At 75.6% G+C, this 18152-nt stretch carries 13 protein-coding genes; 11 read left to right on the top strand and 2 right to left on the bottom strand.

What is annotated here, in order from left to right:
- Nucleotides 1-154 precede the first annotated feature (154 nt).
- The 3 genes from lpdA (at nt 155) to BM165_RS12050 (ending at nt 4516) form a co-directional block, all read left to right on the top strand.
- Entirely contained in the window at nt 155-1534 is a 1380-nt protein-coding gene (lpdA, locus tag BM165_RS12060) for a dihydrolipoyl dehydrogenase (protein ID WP_143108139.1), read from the top strand.
- Nucleotides 1535-1597: 63 nt separating this feature from the next.
- Nucleotides 1598-3532: a 2-oxoglutarate dehydrogenase, E2 component, dihydrolipoamide succinyltransferase gene (sucB, locus tag BM165_RS12055; protein WP_075013771.1), complete on the top strand. Its 1935-nt coding sequence runs from the start codon at nt 1598-1600 to the stop codon at nt 3530-3532.
- Nucleotides 3533-3604: 72 nt separating this feature from the next.
- Nucleotides 3605-4516, top strand: coding sequence for a TIGR01777 family oxidoreductase (locus BM165_RS12050; protein WP_075013770.1), 912 nt, complete (start codon nt 3605-3607; stop codon nt 4514-4516).
- Between the two features lie 4 nt (nt 4517-4520).
- Here the strand turns inward: BM165_RS12050 and BM165_RS12045 are convergent, their stop codons facing one another.
- On the bottom strand, nt 4521-6269 hold the full coding sequence (locus tag BM165_RS12045; RefSeq protein WP_244274184.1) for a serine/threonine-protein kinase: 1749 nt from the start codon (nt 6267-6269) through the stop codon (nt 4521-4523).
- A 119-nt stretch (nt 6270-6388) separates the two neighbouring features.
- Here BM165_RS12045 and BM165_RS12040 point away from each other — a divergent pair, with 119 nt between their 5' ends.
- Genes BM165_RS12040 through BM165_RS12025 form a run of 4 tightly spaced genes read left to right on the top strand, consistent with a single transcriptional unit; the run spans nt 6389 to nt 9432 of the window.
- Complete coding sequence (locus BM165_RS12040) at nt 6389-7630, top strand: NAD(P)/FAD-dependent oxidoreductase (RefSeq protein ID WP_075013769.1); 1242 nt, start codon at nt 6389-6391, stop codon at nt 7628-7630.
- Nucleotides 7630-8364, top strand: a complete 735-nt coding sequence (locus tag BM165_RS12035) for a Type 1 glutamine amidotransferase-like domain-containing protein (RefSeq protein WP_075013768.1) — start codon at nt 7630-7632, stop codon at nt 8362-8364. The genes BM165_RS12040 and BM165_RS12035 overlap by 1 nt, the downstream gene beginning before the upstream one ends.
- Before the next feature lie 21 nt (nt 8365-8385).
- Nucleotides 8386-9045, top strand: a complete 660-nt coding sequence (gene lipB, locus BM165_RS12030; RefSeq protein WP_075013767.1) for a lipoyl(octanoyl) transferase LipB — start codon at nt 8386-8388, stop codon at nt 9043-9045.
- 3 nt (nt 9046-9048) lie between these two features.
- Nucleotides 9049-9432 (top strand): PPOX class F420-dependent oxidoreductase, encoded by a 384-nt coding sequence (locus BM165_RS12025; RefSeq protein WP_075013766.1) that lies wholly within the window; start codon nt 9049-9051, stop codon nt 9430-9432.
- A 31-nt stretch (nt 9433-9463) separates the two neighbouring features.
- On the opposite strand, the gene leuS is transcribed toward BM165_RS12025, so the two are convergent.
- Nucleotides 9464-12355: a leucine--tRNA ligase gene (gene leuS, locus BM165_RS12020; protein WP_075013765.1), complete on the bottom strand. Its 2892-nt coding sequence runs from the start codon at nt 12353-12355 to the stop codon at nt 9464-9466.
- 294 nt (nt 12356-12649) lie between these two features.
- On the opposite strand from leuS, the gene BM165_RS12015 reads away from it, so the two are divergent.
- From BM165_RS12015 to BM165_RS11995, 4 genes are all read left to right on the top strand, one after another.
- Nucleotides 12650-14848, top strand: coding sequence for a putative bifunctional diguanylate cyclase/phosphodiesterase (locus BM165_RS12015; protein WP_244274183.1), 2199 nt, complete (start codon nt 12650-12652; stop codon nt 14846-14848).
- 84 nt (nt 14849-14932) lie between these two features.
- Nucleotides 14933-16045, top strand: coding sequence for a hypothetical protein (locus BM165_RS12010; protein ID WP_143108138.1), 1113 nt, complete (start codon nt 14933-14935; stop codon nt 16043-16045).
- An 83-nt stretch (nt 16046-16128) separates the two neighbouring features.
- On the top strand, nt 16129-17115 hold the full coding sequence (lipA, locus tag BM165_RS12005) for a lipoyl synthase (RefSeq protein ID WP_075013891.1): 987 nt from the start codon (nt 16129-16131) through the stop codon (nt 17113-17115).
- 51 nt (nt 17116-17166) lie between these two features.
- Nucleotides 17167-18111: a DUF4191 domain-containing protein gene (locus BM165_RS11995; RefSeq protein ID WP_177225175.1), complete on the top strand. Its 945-nt coding sequence runs from the start codon at nt 17167-17169 to the stop codon at nt 18109-18111.
- Nucleotides 18112-18152: the final 41 nt, after the last annotated feature.

The following is an 18152-nucleotide window of genomic DNA, read 5'->3' as shown; positions in this document are numbered from 1 at the left end:
ACCGCCCGGCCGGTGCGCCCGCGGGGTCCCCGCGGTGACGCACCGGCCGCTGGTCGGCACGCTCGGCCCGCACTCCGCCGGAGTGGCAGGATGAGCGCGGACCATCCCCCCGCCCGCACGAGCGGGGAAGGCCGAGAGCATCGAGGAGCACGTCGTGAGCGCACCCAGCACCCCTGCCGACCTGGTCATCCTCGGTGGTGGCTCGGGTGGGTACGCCGCAGCCCTGCGGGCCGCCGAACTCGACATGTCGGTCGTCCTGATCGAGAGGGACAAGGTCGGCGGCACCTGCCTGCACCGGGGCTGCATCCCCACCAAGGCCCTGCTGCACAGCGGTGAGATCGCCGACCAGGCGCGCGAGGGCGAGCAGTTCGGCGTCAAGACGTCCCTCGCCGGCATCGACATGGACGGCGTCAACTCCTACAAGGACGGCGTCGTCGCCCGGCTCTACAAGGGCCTGCAGGGCCTGATCAAGAGCCGCGGCATCACCTACGTCGAGGGCGAGGGCCGGCTGGTCTCCCCCACCGCGGTGTCGGTGAACGGGCAGACCTACGAGGGCCGCCACGTCCTGCTGGCCACCGGGTCCTACTCGCGCAGCATCCCCGGCGTGGAGCTGGACGGCGTCCGCGTGATCGACAGCGAGCAGGCGCTGGCGCTCGACCGCGTACCGACCTCCGCGATCATCCTCGGCGGCGGCGTCATCGGCTGCGAGTTCGCCAGCGCCTGGAAGTCCTTCGGCGTCGACGTCACCATCATCGAGGGCCTCAAGCACCTCGTCCCGCTCGAGGACGAGAGCTCCTCGAAGCTCCTGGAGCGCGCGTTCCGGCGTCGCAAGATCAACTTCGAGCTGGGCAACCTGGTGTCCTCGGTCGCCCACACCGAGAACGGCGTCAAGGTCACCCTGCAGACCGGCAAGGAGTTCGAGGCCGAGATCGTCCTCGTCGCCGTCGGGCGCGGCCCGGTCAGCCAGGGCCTGGGCTACGAGGAGGCCGGCGTGGCGATGGACCGCGGCTACGTCCTCGTCGACGAGTACTGCCGGACCAACGTCCCGACCATCTCTGCCGTCGGCGACCTCATCCCCACCCTGCAGCTGGCCCACGTCGGCTTCGGCGAGGGCATCCTCGTCGCCGAGCGGCTCGCCGGCCTGCCGGTCGTGCCGATCGACTACGCCGGCGTCCCGCGGGTGACCTACTCCGAGCCCGAGGTGGCCTCCGTCGGCCTCACCGAGGTGCAGGCGCGCGAGAAGTACGGCGACGTCGAGACCCTGGTCTACGACCTCGGCGGCAACGGCCGCAGCCAGATCCTCAAGACCCAGGGCGCGGTGAAGCTCATCCGCCAGAAGGACGGGCCGGTCGTGGGCGTCCACATGGTCGGCAGCCGCGTGGGTGAGCTCATCGCCGAGGCGCAGCTGATCTTCAACTGGGAGGCCCTGCCCGACGAGGTCGCCGCCCTGATCCACCCCCACCCGACCCAGAGCGAGGCCCTCGGCGAGGCCCACCTGGCCCTGGCCGGCAAGCCGCTGCACGCCCACGGCTGACGCGGCACCTCGCGCCGGCCGCCGTCTCCCCCACCCGCGCCACCACGAAGGAGCCCTCTCCCGATGCCGACCTCCGTCACCATGCCCGCCCTGGGCGAGAGCGTCACCGAGGGCACGGTCACCCGCTGGCTCAAGCAGGAGGGTGAGCAGGTCGAGGTCGACGAGCCGCTCCTCGAGGTGTCGACCGACAAGGTCGACACCGAGATCCCCTCGCCCGCCGCGGGCGTCCTCACCAGGATCCTGGTGTCGGAGGACGAGACGGTGGAGGTCGGCGCCGAGCTCGCGGTCATCGGCGGGGACGGTGACGGGGACGCCGGCGGGGACGCTGCCGGGGACACCGGCTCGGGGGACGCGGCCTCGGCGGACGACGCCGACATGCCGCAGACGCCGGTCGAGCAGGTGGACGACACCGACGGGGGTGCCCCGCAGGAGCAGGCGGCGCCCGAGCCCGCCGGGGCGCCCGCGGGCCAGGGCTCGTCGGGCGACGGGCAGGGCACCCCGGTGACCATGCCGGCGCTGGGCGAGAGCGTCACCGAGGGCACCGTGACGCGCTGGCTCAAGGCCGTCGGCGACGAGGTGACCGCCGACGAGCCGCTGCTGGAGGTCTCCACCGACAAGGTCGACACCGAGATCCCGGCCCCGGTGTCGGGCACCCTGCTGTCGATCGCGGTCAACGAGGACGAGACGGTCGAGGTCGGCGCGCAGCTCGCGGTGATCGGCAGCGGCGCCGGCGACTCCGCTCCGTCGGCGCCCGCACCGCAGCCCGAGCAGCCGTCCGCACCGGCGGCCCAGGGGGAGTCCTCCCCGGTCAAGCAGGAGGTGCCGGCCGTCCCGCCAGTCCGTGAACAGCAGCAGGCTGCCCGCGGGCCGCAGGCTGCTGAGGAGCCCCCCGGCGCACCGCCGTCGGTGCCCGCGGGTGCCGACTACGGCTCCGGCGACGCGGAGAGCGTCCGAGCCCAGCAGAGCCAGCCGCCGAGCCAGCCGGCGGGGTCCTCCTCGGGCGGTCAGGCTCCGGCACCGGCTCCGGCACCCGCCGATGGCTCCGGCACGTACGTGACCCCGCTGGTGCGCCGCCTCGCCGCCGAGCACGGTGTCGACCTCTCCTCGGTCACCGGCACCGGCGTGGGCGGGCGGATCCGCAAGCAGGACGTCCTCGCCGCGGCCGAGTCGGCGAAGGCCCCGGCCGCGGAGGCCCCGGCGCCCGCGCCCGCTCCCGCCGCGTCCTCCGGCCGGCCCTCGGCGCCGTCCCCCGCGGCCCAGGCGGACCCCTCGCTGCGCGGCCGCACCGAGAAGATGTCGCGCCTGCGCGGCGTCATCGCCCGGCGGATGGTCGAGTCCCTGGCCATCAGCGCGCAGCTCACCACCGTCGTGGAGGTCGACGTCACGCGGATCGCGAAGCTGCGTGACCGGGCGAAGCGGGACTTCCAGACCCGCGAGGGCGTCAAGCTGTCGTTCCTGCCGTTCTTCGCCAAGGCGGCCGTCGAGGCGCTCAAGGCCCACCCGTCCGTGAACTCCTCGGTCGACCTGGAGGCCGGGACGGTCACCTACCACGACGCAGAAAACCTCGGGATAGCCGTCGACACCGAGCGGGGCCTGCTCGTGCCGGTCATCCACGGCGCCGGCGACCTGAGCCTGGGAGGCATCGCCCGCAAGATCGCCGACCTCGCCGAGCGGACCCGCATCAACAAGGTCACCCCGGACGAGCTGGGCGGTGGCACCTTCACGCTGACCAACACCGGCAGCCGCGGCGCCCTGTTCGACACGCCGATCATCAACCAGCCCCAGGTGGCGATCCTGGGCACGGGCGCGGTCGTCAAGCGGCCGGTCGTGGTGCAGGACCCCGACCTGGGTGAGGTCATCGCGGTCCGCTCGATGGTCTACCTCGCGCTCACCTACGACCACCGGATCGTCGACGGCGCCGACGCCGCCCGGTTCCTGGTCAGCGTGAAGGAGCGCCTGGAGGCCGGTCAGTTCGAGGGCGAGCTCGGCCTCGCCTGATGTCCCCCGGTCGGGCCCCGGCGGAGACGCCGGGGCCCGACCGCGTCCGTGCACAGGGGGCGAGGAGCGTCCATGAAGATCGCGGTCACCGGGGCCTCGGGCCTCATCGGCCAGGCACTGGTCCCGGCGCTGCGTGCCGACGGGCACGACGTCGTCCGGCTGGTCCGCCGGACCCCACGCACGGCCGACGAGCACCGGTGGGACCCACGGCACCGGCAGCTCGACCCGGCGGTGGTGAGCGACGTCGACGCGGTGGTGAACCTCGCCGGCACGCCCATCCGGCCGCGCCCCTTCACCCCGTCGTACAAGCGGGACCTGGTGTCCAGCCGGGTCGACAGCACGACCACGGTGAGCGAGGCGCTGGCCGCCGCGCAGACCGCCGACCCGTCGCGGCCGCGGGTGTTGCTGTCCGCGTCGGCCGTGGGGTTCTACGGCGACACCGGTGACCGCGTCGTCGAGGAGGACGCACAGTCGGGCGAGGACTTCCTCGCCCGACTGTGCGTGCAGTGGGAGGACGCCACCCGACCGGCCGTCGACGCAGGCGTCCGCGTGGTCACCCTGCGGACCGGCCTGGTCATCGGCCGCGACGCGATGCTGGTGCGGATCCTCGGACTGGTGTTCCGTCTCGGCCTCGGCGGCCGCATGGGGTCGGGCCGGCAGTACTGGCCGTGGGTCAGTCTCGCCGACGAGGTCGGCGCCATCCGGTTCCTCCTCACGGCCGACGACGTCCGCGGGCCGGTGAACCTGACCGGGCCGGAGCCGGTGCGCAACAGCGATTTCGTGCGCGACCTGGCCGCCGCGGTGTCCCGTCCCGCCGTGCTGCCCGTCCCGGCCGTCGCCCTGCGGCTCGCCCTCGGTGAGTTCGGGCGCTCCAGCGTGCTGGCCGGTCAGCGTGCCGTGCCGGCCCGGCTGCAGTCCGCCGGTTACCGGTTCACGCACGGCGACCTCCCGTCGGCGCTGCGGGAGGCTCTCGGCCGCGGCTGACCGGTCACGACAGCCGGCCGGCCGAGCCGATCAGCCAGCCGTCCGGGCCCGGGACCAGGACCATCGCCACCGGGGTCCGGTCCCGCCCGGCCTCGGTCCGCAGCGCCGGGCCGTCCGGGGCGTCCGCCGGGACGACCGCGTAGTCGGGCCAGCCATCGAGCAGCCGCACCCGGACCTGACCGTCAGCGTCGGGCTCGGCGGTGGCCGTCACCTCGGTGACGGTCGGCCGGAACCCGCGCAGCGCCTCCCCCGCCGCCGTCAGTGACGCCAGGTAGGCGCGGTCGGCGGCCAGCAGCGGGCTGTCGGCGGCGTGCACCTGGTCGAGCAGGCCGGCGTCCCCGGTGGTGAACGCCGTCGCGCGCCGCTCGTACAGGCCGGTGAGGATCGCCGTCCAGTCCGTGTCCTCGGGCGCCGTCGGAGGCGGAGCCGGCTCCGGGGTCGCGGGCGGGACCGAGGACGTGGACGGAGCCGCGGTCGCGGAGGGAGACGGGGACGCCTCGGGAGCCGGCATCGAGGGACCCGACGCCGCGGGGTGCGGCGAGGGGGTCGGCGGCGTGGTGCTGGGCCGGGACGGCGTCGCCGGGCCTGCCGACACCGTCTGCGCCTCGGCCGCCGGGACCGCTGCCCCGCCCGGACCGGACCGTGTCCAGGCCAGCCCGCCCCAGATCGCGACGGTGACCAGCAGCAGCGTGCCGACGCCGGCGGCGGCCCGCCGCAGCACCGCCGGGCCGGGTCGCCGGAGCCTCCGGGTGGCCGGGCGGACCTCCCGCGGCGCGGGCCGCCGGTGCCGGCCGGGCACCTGGTGGGTCAGCTCGGTGCGGTGTCCGCGACCGGTCCGCGTGGCGGACGCGTCGATCCCCCCGGACCGGGACAGCCGGACGGGCTCCGGGCGGCAGGCGTGCCGCAGGTCGAGGGCGAACGCCGCCGCGGAACCGCGGGCGTGCGGGTCGGCCGACAGCCCCCGGGCGACGACCTCGAGGAGGGCGGGCGGGGCGTCGGGTGCCAGCGCCGCGAGGTCGGGCAGCTCTCCGGCGGCCGCGACGGCGAGCGTGTCGGCGGGTGTCGCGGCGTTCCACGGAGCCACCCCGGTCAGGGAGTGGAAGGCCGCCGCCGCGACGCCGAACACGTCGGACGCGGGGCCGGGTGCGCCACCGCGGGCCACCGCGGGGTCGACGTAGGCGGGGGTGACCTCGCCCGCCGCCTCCTCCCCCAGGACACGGGCCACCCCGAGGTCGGTGAGCACCGGCCGTCCCTCGGCGGTGAACACGACGTTGCCCGGGGAGAGGTCACCGTGCACGACGCCCTCCTCGTGCGCCCGCGCGAGAGCCGCGGCCACCGGCGCGAGGGCGGTGACCACCTCACCGGGGCGCAGGCGCCCGCGCCGGGCGAGCAGGGCCGCGAGGCTGCCGCCCTCGAGGAGGTCGAGGACGAGCGCCACGCGGGGCGGACCACCGCGACGTGGCTGGTGCACGACCTCGTGCAGGTGGACGAGGTGCGGGTGGTCCAGCGCCCCGAGCAGGGCGGCCTCGCGGGCCTGCCGCTCGGCGTCGCCGGCGACCAGCACCTTGACCGCGACCGGCGGGCCGCCGCCGCGGGGGCGGGCGCGCCAGACCTCGCCGGATCCGCCGCGCCCGAGCAACCGGTCGAGCAGGTAGCCGGGGACGACCGGGGGCAGCGCCGAGGCGCCGTCGTCGGACGTGGGGTCCGCACCGGGACGGGCAGCGGCGTCATCGGGATCAGGCAGCGTGGACACGGCCGGGGACGGTAGGCCGGGCGGCCGCGGTCCCGCTGCGGTTGTCCACAGGTGCGCGGCGGGTCCACAGCCACCCGCCCGGACGGGTGCGCGGGACCGGCGGGACCTAGGTTCAGGACATGCCACCGCCTGCCCGCGCCGAGGTCGTCGTGGTCGGGGCTGGCCTGGCGGGTCTCTCGGTCGCCACCCGCCTGGCCGCCGCCGGCTGTGACGTGCACGTGCTGGAGGCCTCGGGGCACGTCGGCGGGCGGCTGGAGACCGACCGGGTCGACGGTTTCGTCGTCGACCGCGGCTTCCAGGTCCTCAACACCGGCTATCCCCGGGCGGCCGACCTCGACCTGCCCGCGCTCGAGCTCGGCTACTTCACCCCCGGCGCCGTGGTCCGGGTCGACGGGCGGGCGCACCGGGTGGCCGACCCGCGGCGCCGGCCCACCGCACTCCCCGACACGCTGCGCGCGCCCATCGGCTCACTGACCGAGAAGGTCGCCGTCGCCGCCTTCTCCGCCCGCGCGGGTTACTGGCCCGTCCCCCGGCTGCTCGCCGCGCCGGAGACGACGGCGGCCGAGCACCTGCGGCGGGCCGGCGTGGGCGAGACGGCGCTCGAACGGTTCTTCGCCCCCTTCCTGGCCGGGGTCCTGCTCGAGGACCGGCTGGAGACCTCGAGCCGCTACCTCGACCTGCTCTGGCGCAGCTTCGCCCGGGGGGCGACCGGACTGCCGGCGCAGGGGATCCAGGCGATCGGGGAGCAACTGGCCGCCGGCGTGGGCGCCGGGCGGGTGCACACCGGTGTCCGGGTCGGCGCGGTCACCGGCAGCCAGGTCAGCAGCGACGCCGGACCGGTCCACGCCGACGCCGTCGTGGTGGCCACCGACCCCGGCACCGCCGCCGGCCTGCTCCCGGCCGTCGAGGCCGCCGCGCCCCGGCAGGTGACCACCCACTACCACGTGCTCCCGGCCTCCCCCTGGACCGAGCCGCTGATCGTCCTCGGCACCCCCGGAGGACGGCTGGTCAACAGCGTGGTGCTCAGCGACGCCCAGCCGGGCTACTCCCCCGACGGGCGGGCCCTGGTCGCCAGCAACTCCCTCGTACCCACCCGCGAGGCCGACGTCCGCGACGAGGTCGCGCGGCTGCACGACGTCGCCGCGGCCGACCTCGAGCACCTCACCACCGTGACGGTGACCGGGGCCCAGCCGGCCGCCCTCCCCCCGCTGCGGCACCGTCGTCCGGTCGACCTCGGCGGCGGCCTCTACGTCTGCGGGGACCACCGGGACACCCCGTCCATCCAGGGCGCCATGGCCAGCGGCCGGCGGGCCGCCGCGGCCGTCCTGCGCGCGCTGCGACCGGCCGCCGGGGCAGCCTGATGCCGGCCTCCGCCCCGACGATCCTCGCCACGAGCATCGGGTTCGACTCCCGCGGCCGCGGCCCGTCCGACTGGGCGCCCGGACCGGTGTTCGACCTCGCCGTCGAGCTGGCCGGGGCACCGGAGCAGCCACGCCTGTGCTTCCTGGGCACCGCCACCGGCGACGACCCGGCGCGTGTCGCCGGGGTGTACGGCGCCTTCGCCGGCAGCGCGGTCCGGGTCAGTCACCTCAGCCTGTTCCCGATGCCCACGGTGCCCGACGTGCGCGCGCACCTGCTCGCGCAGGACGTCGTCTGGGTCGGCGGCGGCAGCGTCGCCAACCTGCTGGCGGTCTGGCGGGTGCACGGCCTCGACGAGGTGTTCCGGGAGGCGTGGGAGGCGGGGGTCGTGCTCGGCGGGGTGTCGGCCGGGTCGCTGTGCTGGCACGTCGGCGGCACCACCGACTCCTACGGCCCCGACCTGCGACCGGTCACGGACGGCCTCGCTCTCATCCCGACCTCCAACGGCGTCCACCACGACTCCGAGGAGCAGCGCCGCCCGCTGTACCACCGGCTGGTCGCCGACGGGACGCTGCCGCCCGGGCACGCCACCGACGACGGCGCGGGGCTGGTCTACCGCGGCACCGAGCTGGCCCAAGTCGTCGCCGACCGGCCGGGCGCGGCCGCGTACCGCGTCGAGCGCGGACCCGATGGCACCGCCGTGGAGACCCGTCTCGAGCCGCGCCGGCTGCGATGACGACGGGCCTAGGCTGGGTCCGTGACTGAGCTGCAGGTGGTCCGGGCCGGCACCGTCCCCTACGAGGAGGCGTGGGCGCGCCAGCGCGAGCTCCACGCCGCGCGGGTGGCCGGGGAGGGCCCGGACACGCTGCTGCTGCTCGAGCACCCGTCGGTGTACACGGCCGGACGCCGGACCGAGCCGCACGAGCGCCCGGTCGACGGCACGCCGGTCGTCGACGTCGACCGGGGCGGCAAGATCACCTGGCACGGGCCCGGCCAGCTCGTCGGCTACCCGATCGTGGCCCTCCCCGACCCGGTCGACGTCGTCGCGCACGTGCGGCGCCTCGAGGACGCGCTGATGCAGGTCTGCGCGGACCTCGGCGTCGACACCCAGCGCGTCGACGGGCGCAGCGGGGTCTGGCTGGCGGCGGACGCGCCGGGTCCCGGCAGCCGGTTCCGGCCGGAGCGGAAGATCGCCGCGATCGGTGTGCGGGTCGCCCGCGGCGTGACGATGCACGGCTTCGCCCTCAACTGCGACCCCGACCTGGCCGCGTTCGGCGCGATCGTCCCGTGCGGCATCGCCGACGCCGGCGTCACGTCGCTGACCGCCGAGCTCGGCCGGGACGTCCCCGTGGCCGAGGTGATCGACGCGGTGGAGGCGGCGGTGCGGCGGGTGCTCACCCTCGCCACCGCCGTCTGACCCGTGGCCGACCTGCCGCGCTCGACCTACGTCAGCCTGACCACGTTCCGCCGCACCGGCGTCCCCGTGGCGACGCCGGTGTGGGCCGCACCCGACCTCGACTCGCTGGTCGTCTGGACCCGCGCCGACTCGGGCAAGGTGAAGCGGCTGCGGCACACCGCGCAGGTGACCGTCGCGCCGTGCGACGTCCGCGGACGGCCCGGGAGCCCCGCCGTCGAGGCGCAGGCCGGGTTCGTCGACCGGGCGGAGTGGCCGCGGGCCCTGGCCGCGCTCCGGCGTGCCTACGGCTGGCGGTTCCAGGCCGGGTACGTCACCCCACGGCTGTGGACCCGGCTGAGGAGGCCCGGGACCGAGCGGCACGAGCTCATCCGCATCCGCCCCGCCTGAACCGCGACGGCCCGGGCGGGGCGGCTGCCGGTCAGCCGACGACGAAGTTGACCAGCCGGCCGGGGACGGCGATCACGCGCCGCACCGTCTTCCCGGCCAGCTGCGCGGCGACCTTCTCGTCCGCCCGCGCCGCCTGCTCGAGGCCCGCGGCGTCGGCGTCGGCCGGCACGGTCACCTGCGCGCGCACCTTCCCGTTGACCTGGACGGCGACCTGCACGGTGTCCTCGGCCAGCCACTGCTCGTCGGCGACCGGGAACGGCGCCCACGCCACCGAGTCGTCGTGGCCCAGGCGCGCCCACAGCTCCTCGGCCAGGTGCGGGGCCAGCGGCGCCACCAGCAGCACCAGCGGCTCGGCCACCGCCCGCGGCACCGGGGAGTCGGCACCGTAGGCCGCCGTCAGCGCGTTGGTCAGCTCCGCGATCCGGGCGATGGCCACGTTGAACCGCAGGGTCGCCATGCCGTCGCGCACCCCGGCGATCGCGCGGTGCAGCGCGCGCTGCACCTCGTCGGACGGCGCGGAGTCGTCGGCGCGGACGGCACCGGTCTCCTCGTCGACGACGACCCGCCAGATCCGCTGCAGCAGCCGCTGCGACCCGACGACGGCCTTGGTGTCCCAGGGCCGCGACTGCTCCAGCGGACCGGTCGACATCTCGTACACCCGGAACGTGTCCGCCCCGTACGCGCCGATCATCTCGTCGGGCGTGACCATGTTCTTCAGGCTCTTGCCGATCTTGCCGTACTCACGGTTGACCGGCCTGCCCTCGTACAGGAACTGCCCGTCCTGCTCGACGACCTCGGCGGCGGGCACGTAGAAGCCGCGCTCGTCGGTGTAGGCGTAGGCGGAGATGTAGCCCTGGTTGACCAGCCGGCGGAACGGCTCCTCGCTGGACACGTGGCCCAGGTCGTGCAGGACCTTGTGCCAGAACCGCGCGTACAGCAGGTGCAGCACCGCGTGCTCCATGCCGCCGACGTAGAGGTCCACGCCGCCGGTGTCGCCGGGCGACTGCGGACCCAGCCAGTAGCGCTCCAGCTCGGGGTCGACCAGCTGGGTGTCGTCGCCGGGGTCGAGATAGCGCAGGTGGTACCAGCACGACCCCGCCCAGTTGGGCATCGTGTTCGTCTCGCGGCGGTAGGGCTTGAGCCCGTCACCCAGGTCGAGCTCGACCGTCGTCCACTCGGTGACCCGGGACAGCGGCGGCTCGGGCTGGGAGTCGGCGTCGTCGTCGGCGAAGGTCTTCGGCGAGTAGTCGTCGACCTCCGGCAGCAGCACCGGCAGCAGCGACTCGGGCACCGCGCGGGGCAGGCCGTCGGCGTCGTAGACGATCGGGAACGGCTCGCCCCAGTAGCGCTGCCGGCTGAACAGCCAGTCGCGCAGCTTGTAGGTGGTCGTCGCCTCGCCGTGCCCGGCCGACGCCAGCCACTCCGTCATCCGCGCGATGGCGGTGTCCTTGTCGGTCAGCCCGTCCAGCGACACGTGCTCGTTCGACGAGTTGGTCATCGGCCCGCTGCCGGTGTACGCGCCGCCGTCCCAGTCGGCGGGCGGCTGCACGGTGCGGACCACCGGCAGCCCGAAGGCCTCGGCGAACTCCCAGTCGCGGGTGTCCTCACCGGGCACGGCCATGATCGCGCCGGTGCCGTAGCCGGTCAGCACGTAGTCGGCGATGAACACCGGCAGCTCGCGGCCGTTCACCGGGTTGACGGCGGTGGCGCCCAGCCACGCGCCGGTCTTCTCCCGGCCGGCGTCCTGGCGGTCGAGCTCCGAGCGGCGGGACGCCTGCCGCTGGTACTCCTGCACCGCCTCGGCGGGCGTCGCGGCGCCCCCGGTCCAGCGCGGGTCGGTGCCGTCGGGCCAGGCGTCGGCGGTGAGCGCCTCGACCAGCGGGTGCTCCGGAGCCAGCACCACGTACGTGGCGCCGAACAGCGTGTCGGGCCGGGTGGTGAAGACCTCGATCGTCCGGTCCGCGGCGGCGAAGCGGATGCGCGCACCGGTCGAGCGGCCGATCCAGTTGCGCTGCATCTGCTTGACCGAGTCCGACCAGTCCAGGCGGTCGAGGTCGGCCAGCAGCCGCTCGGCGTAGGCGGTGATCCGCATCATCCACTGGTTGAGCGGGCGTCGGAACACCGGGAAGTTGCCACGCTCGGAGCGGCCGTCGGGCGTGACCTCCTCGTTGGAGAGCACCGTGCCCAGCCCCGGGCACCAGTTGACCGGCGCCTCGTGCCGGTAGGCCAGCCGGTGCGCGTCGACGACCTGCCGCTTGGCGACGTCGGACAGCCCGGCCCACGGCAGCCCCGACGGGTTGGTGCCGGGCGCGGGCTCACGGGTGCCGGCGTCGAGCTCGGCGACCAGCTCCTCGACCGGGCGGGCCCGGCCGGCCTCCTCGTCGAACCAGGCGCCGAAGATCCTCAGGAAGATCCACTGCGTCCACCGGTAGTAGCCGGGGTCGATCGTGGCGAAGGTGCGCCGCTCGTCGTGGTCGACGCCGAGGCGCCGCAGCTGCGCGCGGATGGCGGCGATGTTGGCCTCGGTGGTGACCCGCGGGTGCTGCCCTGTCTGGACGGCGTACTGCTCGGCGGGCAGTCCGAAGGCGTCGTAGCCCATGGGGTGGAGCACGTTGTCGCCGTCCATGCGACGGAACCGGCTGGTGACGTCGGTGCCCAGGTAGCCCAGCGGGTGGCCGACGTGCAGGCCGGCGCCCGAGGGGTACGGGAACATGTCCATCACGAAGGACTTGGGCCGCCCGGCGACCCGCTCGAAGCCCGCCGACAGCCGCCCGGTCGGGTTGGGCGTGTGGAAGGTGCCCTCGGCCTCCCACCGGTCCTGCCACGCCAGCTCGATCCGCTGCGCCAGCGCGGGCGTGTAGCGGTGCGGCGGGACGCCCTCGTCCGCGGGCTCGGTGGTGGGCTGGCTCGCCGTCTGGCTCATCGCGGTGCTCCCGGGGGTCATCCGTCGGCGGACATGAAAAAACCCCTCACGCAGGAGGGGTCGCCGTGCTGACGCGGATCAGGTCAGCACGGCCGGAGAAGGAGGCGTCCGCCGCTCACCCGCCCAGCCTAGCGCGCGGCGCCGTCTCACCCGGAGGGGTCGACCCGGGCCGTCCGGGTGCACACCCGAGCGGGAGCCGCCGATGCAGTACCCGTGCGCCCAGAAGCGGTGTCCCCCCGTCCTCGCCTGCCGACCCGTCCGCGCGACCTCCTCCTCGTCGTCGCGGTGCTCGGCGTGGCCGTGTTCGCCACGGGCACCGGCCCGCGGCCGGGCGGACGGGCGTGGGACCTGTTCTACGACCTGGTCGTCTACCACGTGCCGTGGGTGGCCGCGGGTGCCGCCTGCTGGCTGACCGCCCGCACCGCGCCGCGCGAGGCGGTGGCGTGGCGGGCGATGGCGACGTCGCTGCTCGTCGGCGCCGTCGGCAACGTGGCCCGGATCGTGGAGACCGGCCAGGCCGGCACCACGCCGTCGCCGGTCGCCGACGCCTGCGTGGCGGTCGCCTACGGCAGCCTCTACGTCGCGCTGTTCGTCCTCATCCGCGCCCGCGTGACCCGCTTCCTGCCGAGCATGTGGCTCGACGGCGTCGTCGGCGCCCTCGGCGCGTCCGCGGTCGGCGCCGGCTTCCTGCTCGGCCCCTACCTGACCGGCGACGGCCAGGTCTCGGTCATGCAGGTCGCCTGGCCCGCGGCCGACGTGCTGCTGCTGGCGCTGCTGGCCGGCGTGGGCGCCATCCTCGGCGTCCACCTGGACCGCACGCTGGTGCTGGCCGGCGGGGCGGTGGCCCTCTTCTGCGTCGCCGACGCCGCCCTGTTCGCCCTCAGCGTCGCCGACCGCTACACCGACGGCGGCCCGCTCGAGCTGCTGTGGCTGGCCGGCGTGCTGTGCGCCGCGGTCGCCGCGCAGCGGACCACCGGCGACCCGCGGCCGCGCGAGGACGACGGCGGGGTCCGCATCACCTGGCGCCTGGTCGCCCTGCCGCTGGCCGGCACGCTCGCCGCCCTGGCCGTGCTCGCCGCCGGCTACGGCGACCAGCTGCCGAGCACCGCCGGCTGGCTCGCCGTCGGCTGCGTGCTCGCCGCGCTGGCCCGCACGGCGGTCACCTTCCGCGAGGTCAGCTCGTTCGCGACCGTCCGCCAGGAGGCGCGCACCGACGAGCTGACCGAGCTGCCCAACCGCCGCGCCCTGCTCGAGACCGCCCGCAGCGTCGTCGCCGCGGCCACCACCGCTCGCCCCGCGGCCCTGCTCCTGCTCGACCTCGACGGCTTCAAGGAGGTCAACGACAGCCTCGGTCACGGCGCCGGCGACGAGCTGCTGCGCCAGGTCGGCCCGCGCCTGGCCCCGGCGCTGCGCCCCGGCGAGGTCCTGGCCCGCCTCGGCGGTGACGAGTTCGCCGTCCTGCTGCCCGCCGCCGACCTCGACACCGCCGCCGAGCGCGCCGGCGTCGTGCACGACCTGCTGCGCCAGCCGTTCGCCGTCGACGGCATCCGGCTGCACGTGGGGGTGAGCATCGGCGTCTCGACGGCGCCGGTGCCTGCCGACGACGTGCAGGAGCTGCTGCGCTGCGCCGACGTCGCGATGTACGCGGCCAAGACCGAGCGCACCGGCGTGCACGTGTACGTCCCCGACCCCTCGAGCGGCTCGGGCGAGCGGCTGCGGACGATGGAGGAGCTGCGCACCGCCCTCGTCCGCGACGAGCTCGACGTGCACCTGCAGCCGCAGGTCGCCATGGACGACGGCCGGGTGGTCGGCGTCGAGGCCCTGCTGCGCTGGCACCACCCGGTCCGCGGGCTGGTCGGCCCCGCGCAGGTGCTGCCCGCCGCCGAGCAGGCCGGGCTGCTGCGCCCGCTCACCGACACCGTCCTGGAGCGCTCGCTGGACGCGGTGGCGCGGTGGTGGGACGACCACGGCGTGCCGGTGTCGGTGAACCTGTCGGCGGCCAACGTCGCCGACCTCGACCTGCCGCGCAAGGTCGCCGAGAAGCTGGCCCGCCGGGGCCTGCCCGCGGCGGCGCTGACCCTCGAGCTGGTCGAGGACACCCTCATGGCCGACCCCGAGCGCGGCCGCACGGTGCTCGGGGAGCTGCGGCGCCTGGGCGTGCGCACCTCGATCGACGACTACGGCACCGGGTACAGCTCGCTGGCCTACCTGCGCCGGCTGCCCGCCGACGAGCTCAAGCTCGACCGCAGCCTCACCTGCGACGTCGCCGACGACGAGCGGGCCGCCGCGATCGTGCGGCACACCGTGGCCCTCGCCCACGACCTCGGCCTGAGCCTGGTCGCCGAGGGCGTCGAGGACGTCGTCACCGCCCGGCGCCTGGCCGAGCTGGGCTGCGACGTCGCGCAGGGCTACGCCGTGGCCCGGCCGATGCCGGTCGGGGACCTGCTGCGCTGGCTGGCCGCGGAGCGGCTGCCGCTCGTGCCCACCGTCTGACGGTCCCGGGCGGGGTCCGGGGGTGTGCTGTCCCGGCGGAGCGGGCAGGATGGCCGGAGTCGATCTACCCGGAGGTGCGATCCCGTGTTCCGCTCCCAGTCCCGTGTGCCGGCCCTCGGACCCGAGTCCCGCGGCCAGGTGATCGGGGCCGAGCTCCAGGAGGGCCTGGCCCACCTCGGCGCCGCGGTCACCGAGGCCCGCCTCGCCGCCGTGGAGCAGCTGGCACCCCGCGTCGACGCCGCGCGCGAGGTGGCCGGGCCGGTCCTCGACGCCGCCCGCGTCGCCGTCGCCCCGCGGTTGGCCGCGGCCGTCGCGGCCACCGCGCCCGTGGTGGCCTCCGCCCGCGAGGCGCTGGCCCCGCGCGTGGAGGCCGCCCGCGGCGCCACCACGCCGGCGCTGGAGCTGGCCCGCGAGAGGGTCGACGCCGCCGTCGAGGTCCTCACCCCCCGCGTGGTGGCGGCCCGCGAGTCCGCCGGTCCCGCGGTCACCTCGGCGCTCGCCGCCGTCGGCGCCGCCGCGGTGAAGGCCGCCACCGACCTCGCCCCCCACCTCGAGGCCGCGCAGGAGGCGACCCGCCACGCGCTGGCCACCGAGGTCGCACCGCGCGTGGCGGCCGCCCGCGACACCGTCGGGCCGGCGCTCGGCTCCGCCCGCGACAGCCTGGTCGCCGGCGTCGGCACCGCCCTCGGCGAGCTGGAGGCGCGCCGCGCCGAGCTGGTCGGCGGCACGGTGACGAGCGTCGGCACGGGGAAGCGGAAGACGAAGCGGAAGTCTTCGAAGACCCTTGCGAAGGTCCGGCGGCAGGTGGGTACGGACACCTCGTCACGCCGCTGGCCGTGGGTGCTCGTCGCCCTCGCCGTCGGTGCGGCCACCTTCGCCTTCCTGCGCCGCCGGAAGGAGGACCCGTGGACGCCGGCCCCCACCGGCGACGGGCCCGTCCCGAGCTACCGAGAGGACCCCGTGCCCAGCTCCCCGAGCAGCGACCAGTCCGGCAAGACCGTCTCCGACGCCATGTTCGTGTCCGGCGACTCGGCGCCCGCCGAGTCCGACATGGGCATCCGTGACGCCCAGAACGTGGCCGGTGACGACGACGCCGGCGCCACCGACCCCACGCAGACCGCTCCCGAGCCGTTCACCAGCGGTGGTGGCGGCTCCACCGAGGGCCCGACCGCGGGCCCGGCGGCCGGCCAGGCCTGAGCCGTCCGCGACCCGTTCCCCGCCGCCCCCGCCGCCTCCCGAGGCCGCGGGGGCGGCGTGCGTCCAGGGGTACCGTGCAGGTCATGAGCGAGACGGCGGTCCCCACTCCCTCTCCTGCCGCGTCCTCCCCCGCCGTGATCGAGCCGGCCGGCCGCAAGCTGCTCCGCCTGGAGGTGCGCAACAGCCAGGTGCCGATCGAGCGCAAGCCGGAGTGGATCAAGACGCGGCTCAAGACGGGCCCGGAGTTCACCCAGCTGCGGTCGCTGGTCCGCCGCGAGGGCCTGCACACGGTGTGCGAGGAGGCCGGCTGCCCCAACATCTACGAGTGCTGGGAGGACCGGGAGGCGACCTTCCTCATCGGCGGTGACCAGTGCACCCGGCGCTGCGACTTCTGCCAGATCGACACCGGCAAGCCGGCCGACTTCGACGCCGACGAGCCGCGTCGGGTCGCCGAGAGCGTCGCCACGATGCAGCTGCGCTACGCCACGGTGACCGGCGTCGCCCGCGACGACCTGCCCGACGGCGGAGCCTGGCTCTACGCCGAGACCGTCCGCCGGATCCACGCCGCCGTCCCCGGCTGCGGCGTCGAGCTGCTCATCCCCGACTTCAACGCCGACCCCGCCCAGCTCGCCGAGGTCTTCTCCTCCCGGCCCGAGGTGCTCGCGCACAACGTCGAGACGGTGCCGCGCATCTTCAAGCGGATCCGGCCCGGCTTCCGTTTCGAGCGGTCGCTGGCGGTCATCACCGCCGCCCGCGAGGCCGGCCTGGTCACCAAGTCCAACCTCATCCTCGGCATGGGCGAGGAGCCGGAGGAGGTCGTGGAGACCATGCGGGCCCTGCACGAGGCCGGCTGCGACCTGCTGACCATCACCCAGTACCTGCGCCCCTCACCCCGTCACCACCCCGTGGTCCGCTGGGTCAAGCCCGACGAGTTCGTCGGCTTCCAGCAGCAGGCCGAGGAGATCGGCTTCCCGGGGGTGCTGGCCGGGCCGCTCGTGCGCAGTTCCTACCGGGCCGGCCGGCTCTACCAGCAGGCCGTCGAGGCGCGCGGGCTGACCCCTCGGGGCTGATCGGCCCGCGTGCCCACCGGGAGTGCGCTCCCGCGCCCCTATCCTGGGGACATGGCACGCAGCAAGCCCACAGGTCCCGCCGCGCCCACCGGGAAGGCCGGGCGCGGTCCCGGGACGACCGGACGGAGCCGGACCACGGGCGGTGCCACCGCGTCCGGTGCGACCGCATCCGGTGCCACCGCCTCCGGTGCGACCGCCTCCGGTGCCACCGCCTCCGGTGCCACCGCCTCCGGGGCGACCGCGGGCGGTGCCGCCAAGCCCGGCAAGCCGGCCAAGCCCCCGAAGCTCGGCAAGGACGGCAAGCCGAAGGTGGGCCGCCTGAAGAAGCTCGGCAACCAGGCCCGCATGATCAAGCAGGCCTACTCGCTGACGCGCAAGAACGACCCCAAGCTGCCGTGGCTGATGCTCATCGCCTTCGTGGTGGTGGCCGGCGCCGTCGAGCTGCTGGCCATCCTCTTCGGCGCGCCGTTCCTCCTGCTGCCGCTGGCGGTCATCACCGGCGTGCTGGCGGCCATGATCGTCTTCGGCCGCCGCGCGCAGGGCTCGGCCTACCGCCAGGTGGAGGGCCAGCCCGGCGCGGCGGCGTGGGTGCTCGAGGGCATGCGGGGCGACTGGCGGGTCAGCGCCGGGGTCGCCGGCACCGCCCAGCTCGACGCCGTCCACCGGGTGCTCGGCCGGCCCGGGATCATCCTCGTCGCCGAGGGCTCCCCCACCCGGGTGCGGAGCCTGCTGGCGCAGGAGAAGAAGAAGATCGCGCGCATCGTCGGCGACACCCCGATCTACGACGTCATGGTGGGCGACGAGGAGGGGCAGGTCCCGCTGCGCAAGCTCAGCACCCACGTGATGAAGCTGCCCCGGAACCTGTCGGCCGGGGAGGTCAACACCCTCGGCAAGCGCATGGCGGCGCTCGGCGGGGCGCGGATGCCGGTCCCCGGTGGCCCGCTGCCCGGCGGCAAGCAGATGACGGTCAGCCAGCGGCAGGTCCGCCGCCGCTGACGACCTGCGCGGACGGGAGCACCGCCCGGCCGCCGGCGCGG

The sequence above is a fragment of the Geodermatophilus obscurus genome, from assembly GCF_900115395.1.
Classification (GTDB): Bacteria; Actinomycetota; Actinomycetes; order Mycobacteriales; family Geodermatophilaceae; genus Geodermatophilus; species Geodermatophilus obscurus_B.
Note: the sequence above shows the minus strand (reverse complement) of the source record. Positions and strands in the feature narration are given on the sequence as shown.

Bases quoted from the DNA above. Each gene is read 5' to 3' on its own strand.
- lipA (WP_075013891.1), top strand. From the start codon at position 16,129: ATGAGCGAGACGGCGGTCCCCACTCCCTCTCCTGCCGCGTCCTCCCCC.
- sucB (WP_075013771.1), top strand. From the start codon at position 1,598: ATGCCGACCTCCGTCACCATGCCCGCCCTGGGCGAGAGCGTCACCGAG.
- BM165_RS11995 (WP_177225175.1), top strand. From the start codon at position 17,167: ATGGCACGCAGCAAGCCCACAGGTCCCGCCGCGCCCACCGGGAAGGCC.
- BM165_RS12035 (WP_075013768.1), top strand. From the start codon at position 7,630: ATGCCGGCCTCCGCCCCGACGATCCTCGCCACGAGCATCGGGTTCGAC.
- BM165_RS12040 (WP_075013769.1), top strand. From the start codon at position 6,389: ATGCCACCGCCTGCCCGCGCCGAGGTCGTCGTGGTCGGGGCTGGCCTG.
- BM165_RS12050 (WP_075013770.1), top strand. From the start codon at position 3,605: ATGAAGATCGCGGTCACCGGGGCCTCGGGCCTCATCGGCCAGGCACTG.
- leuS (WP_075013765.1), bottom strand. From the start codon at position 12,355: ATGAGCCAGACGGCGAGCCAGCCCACCACCGAGCCCGCGGACGAGGGC.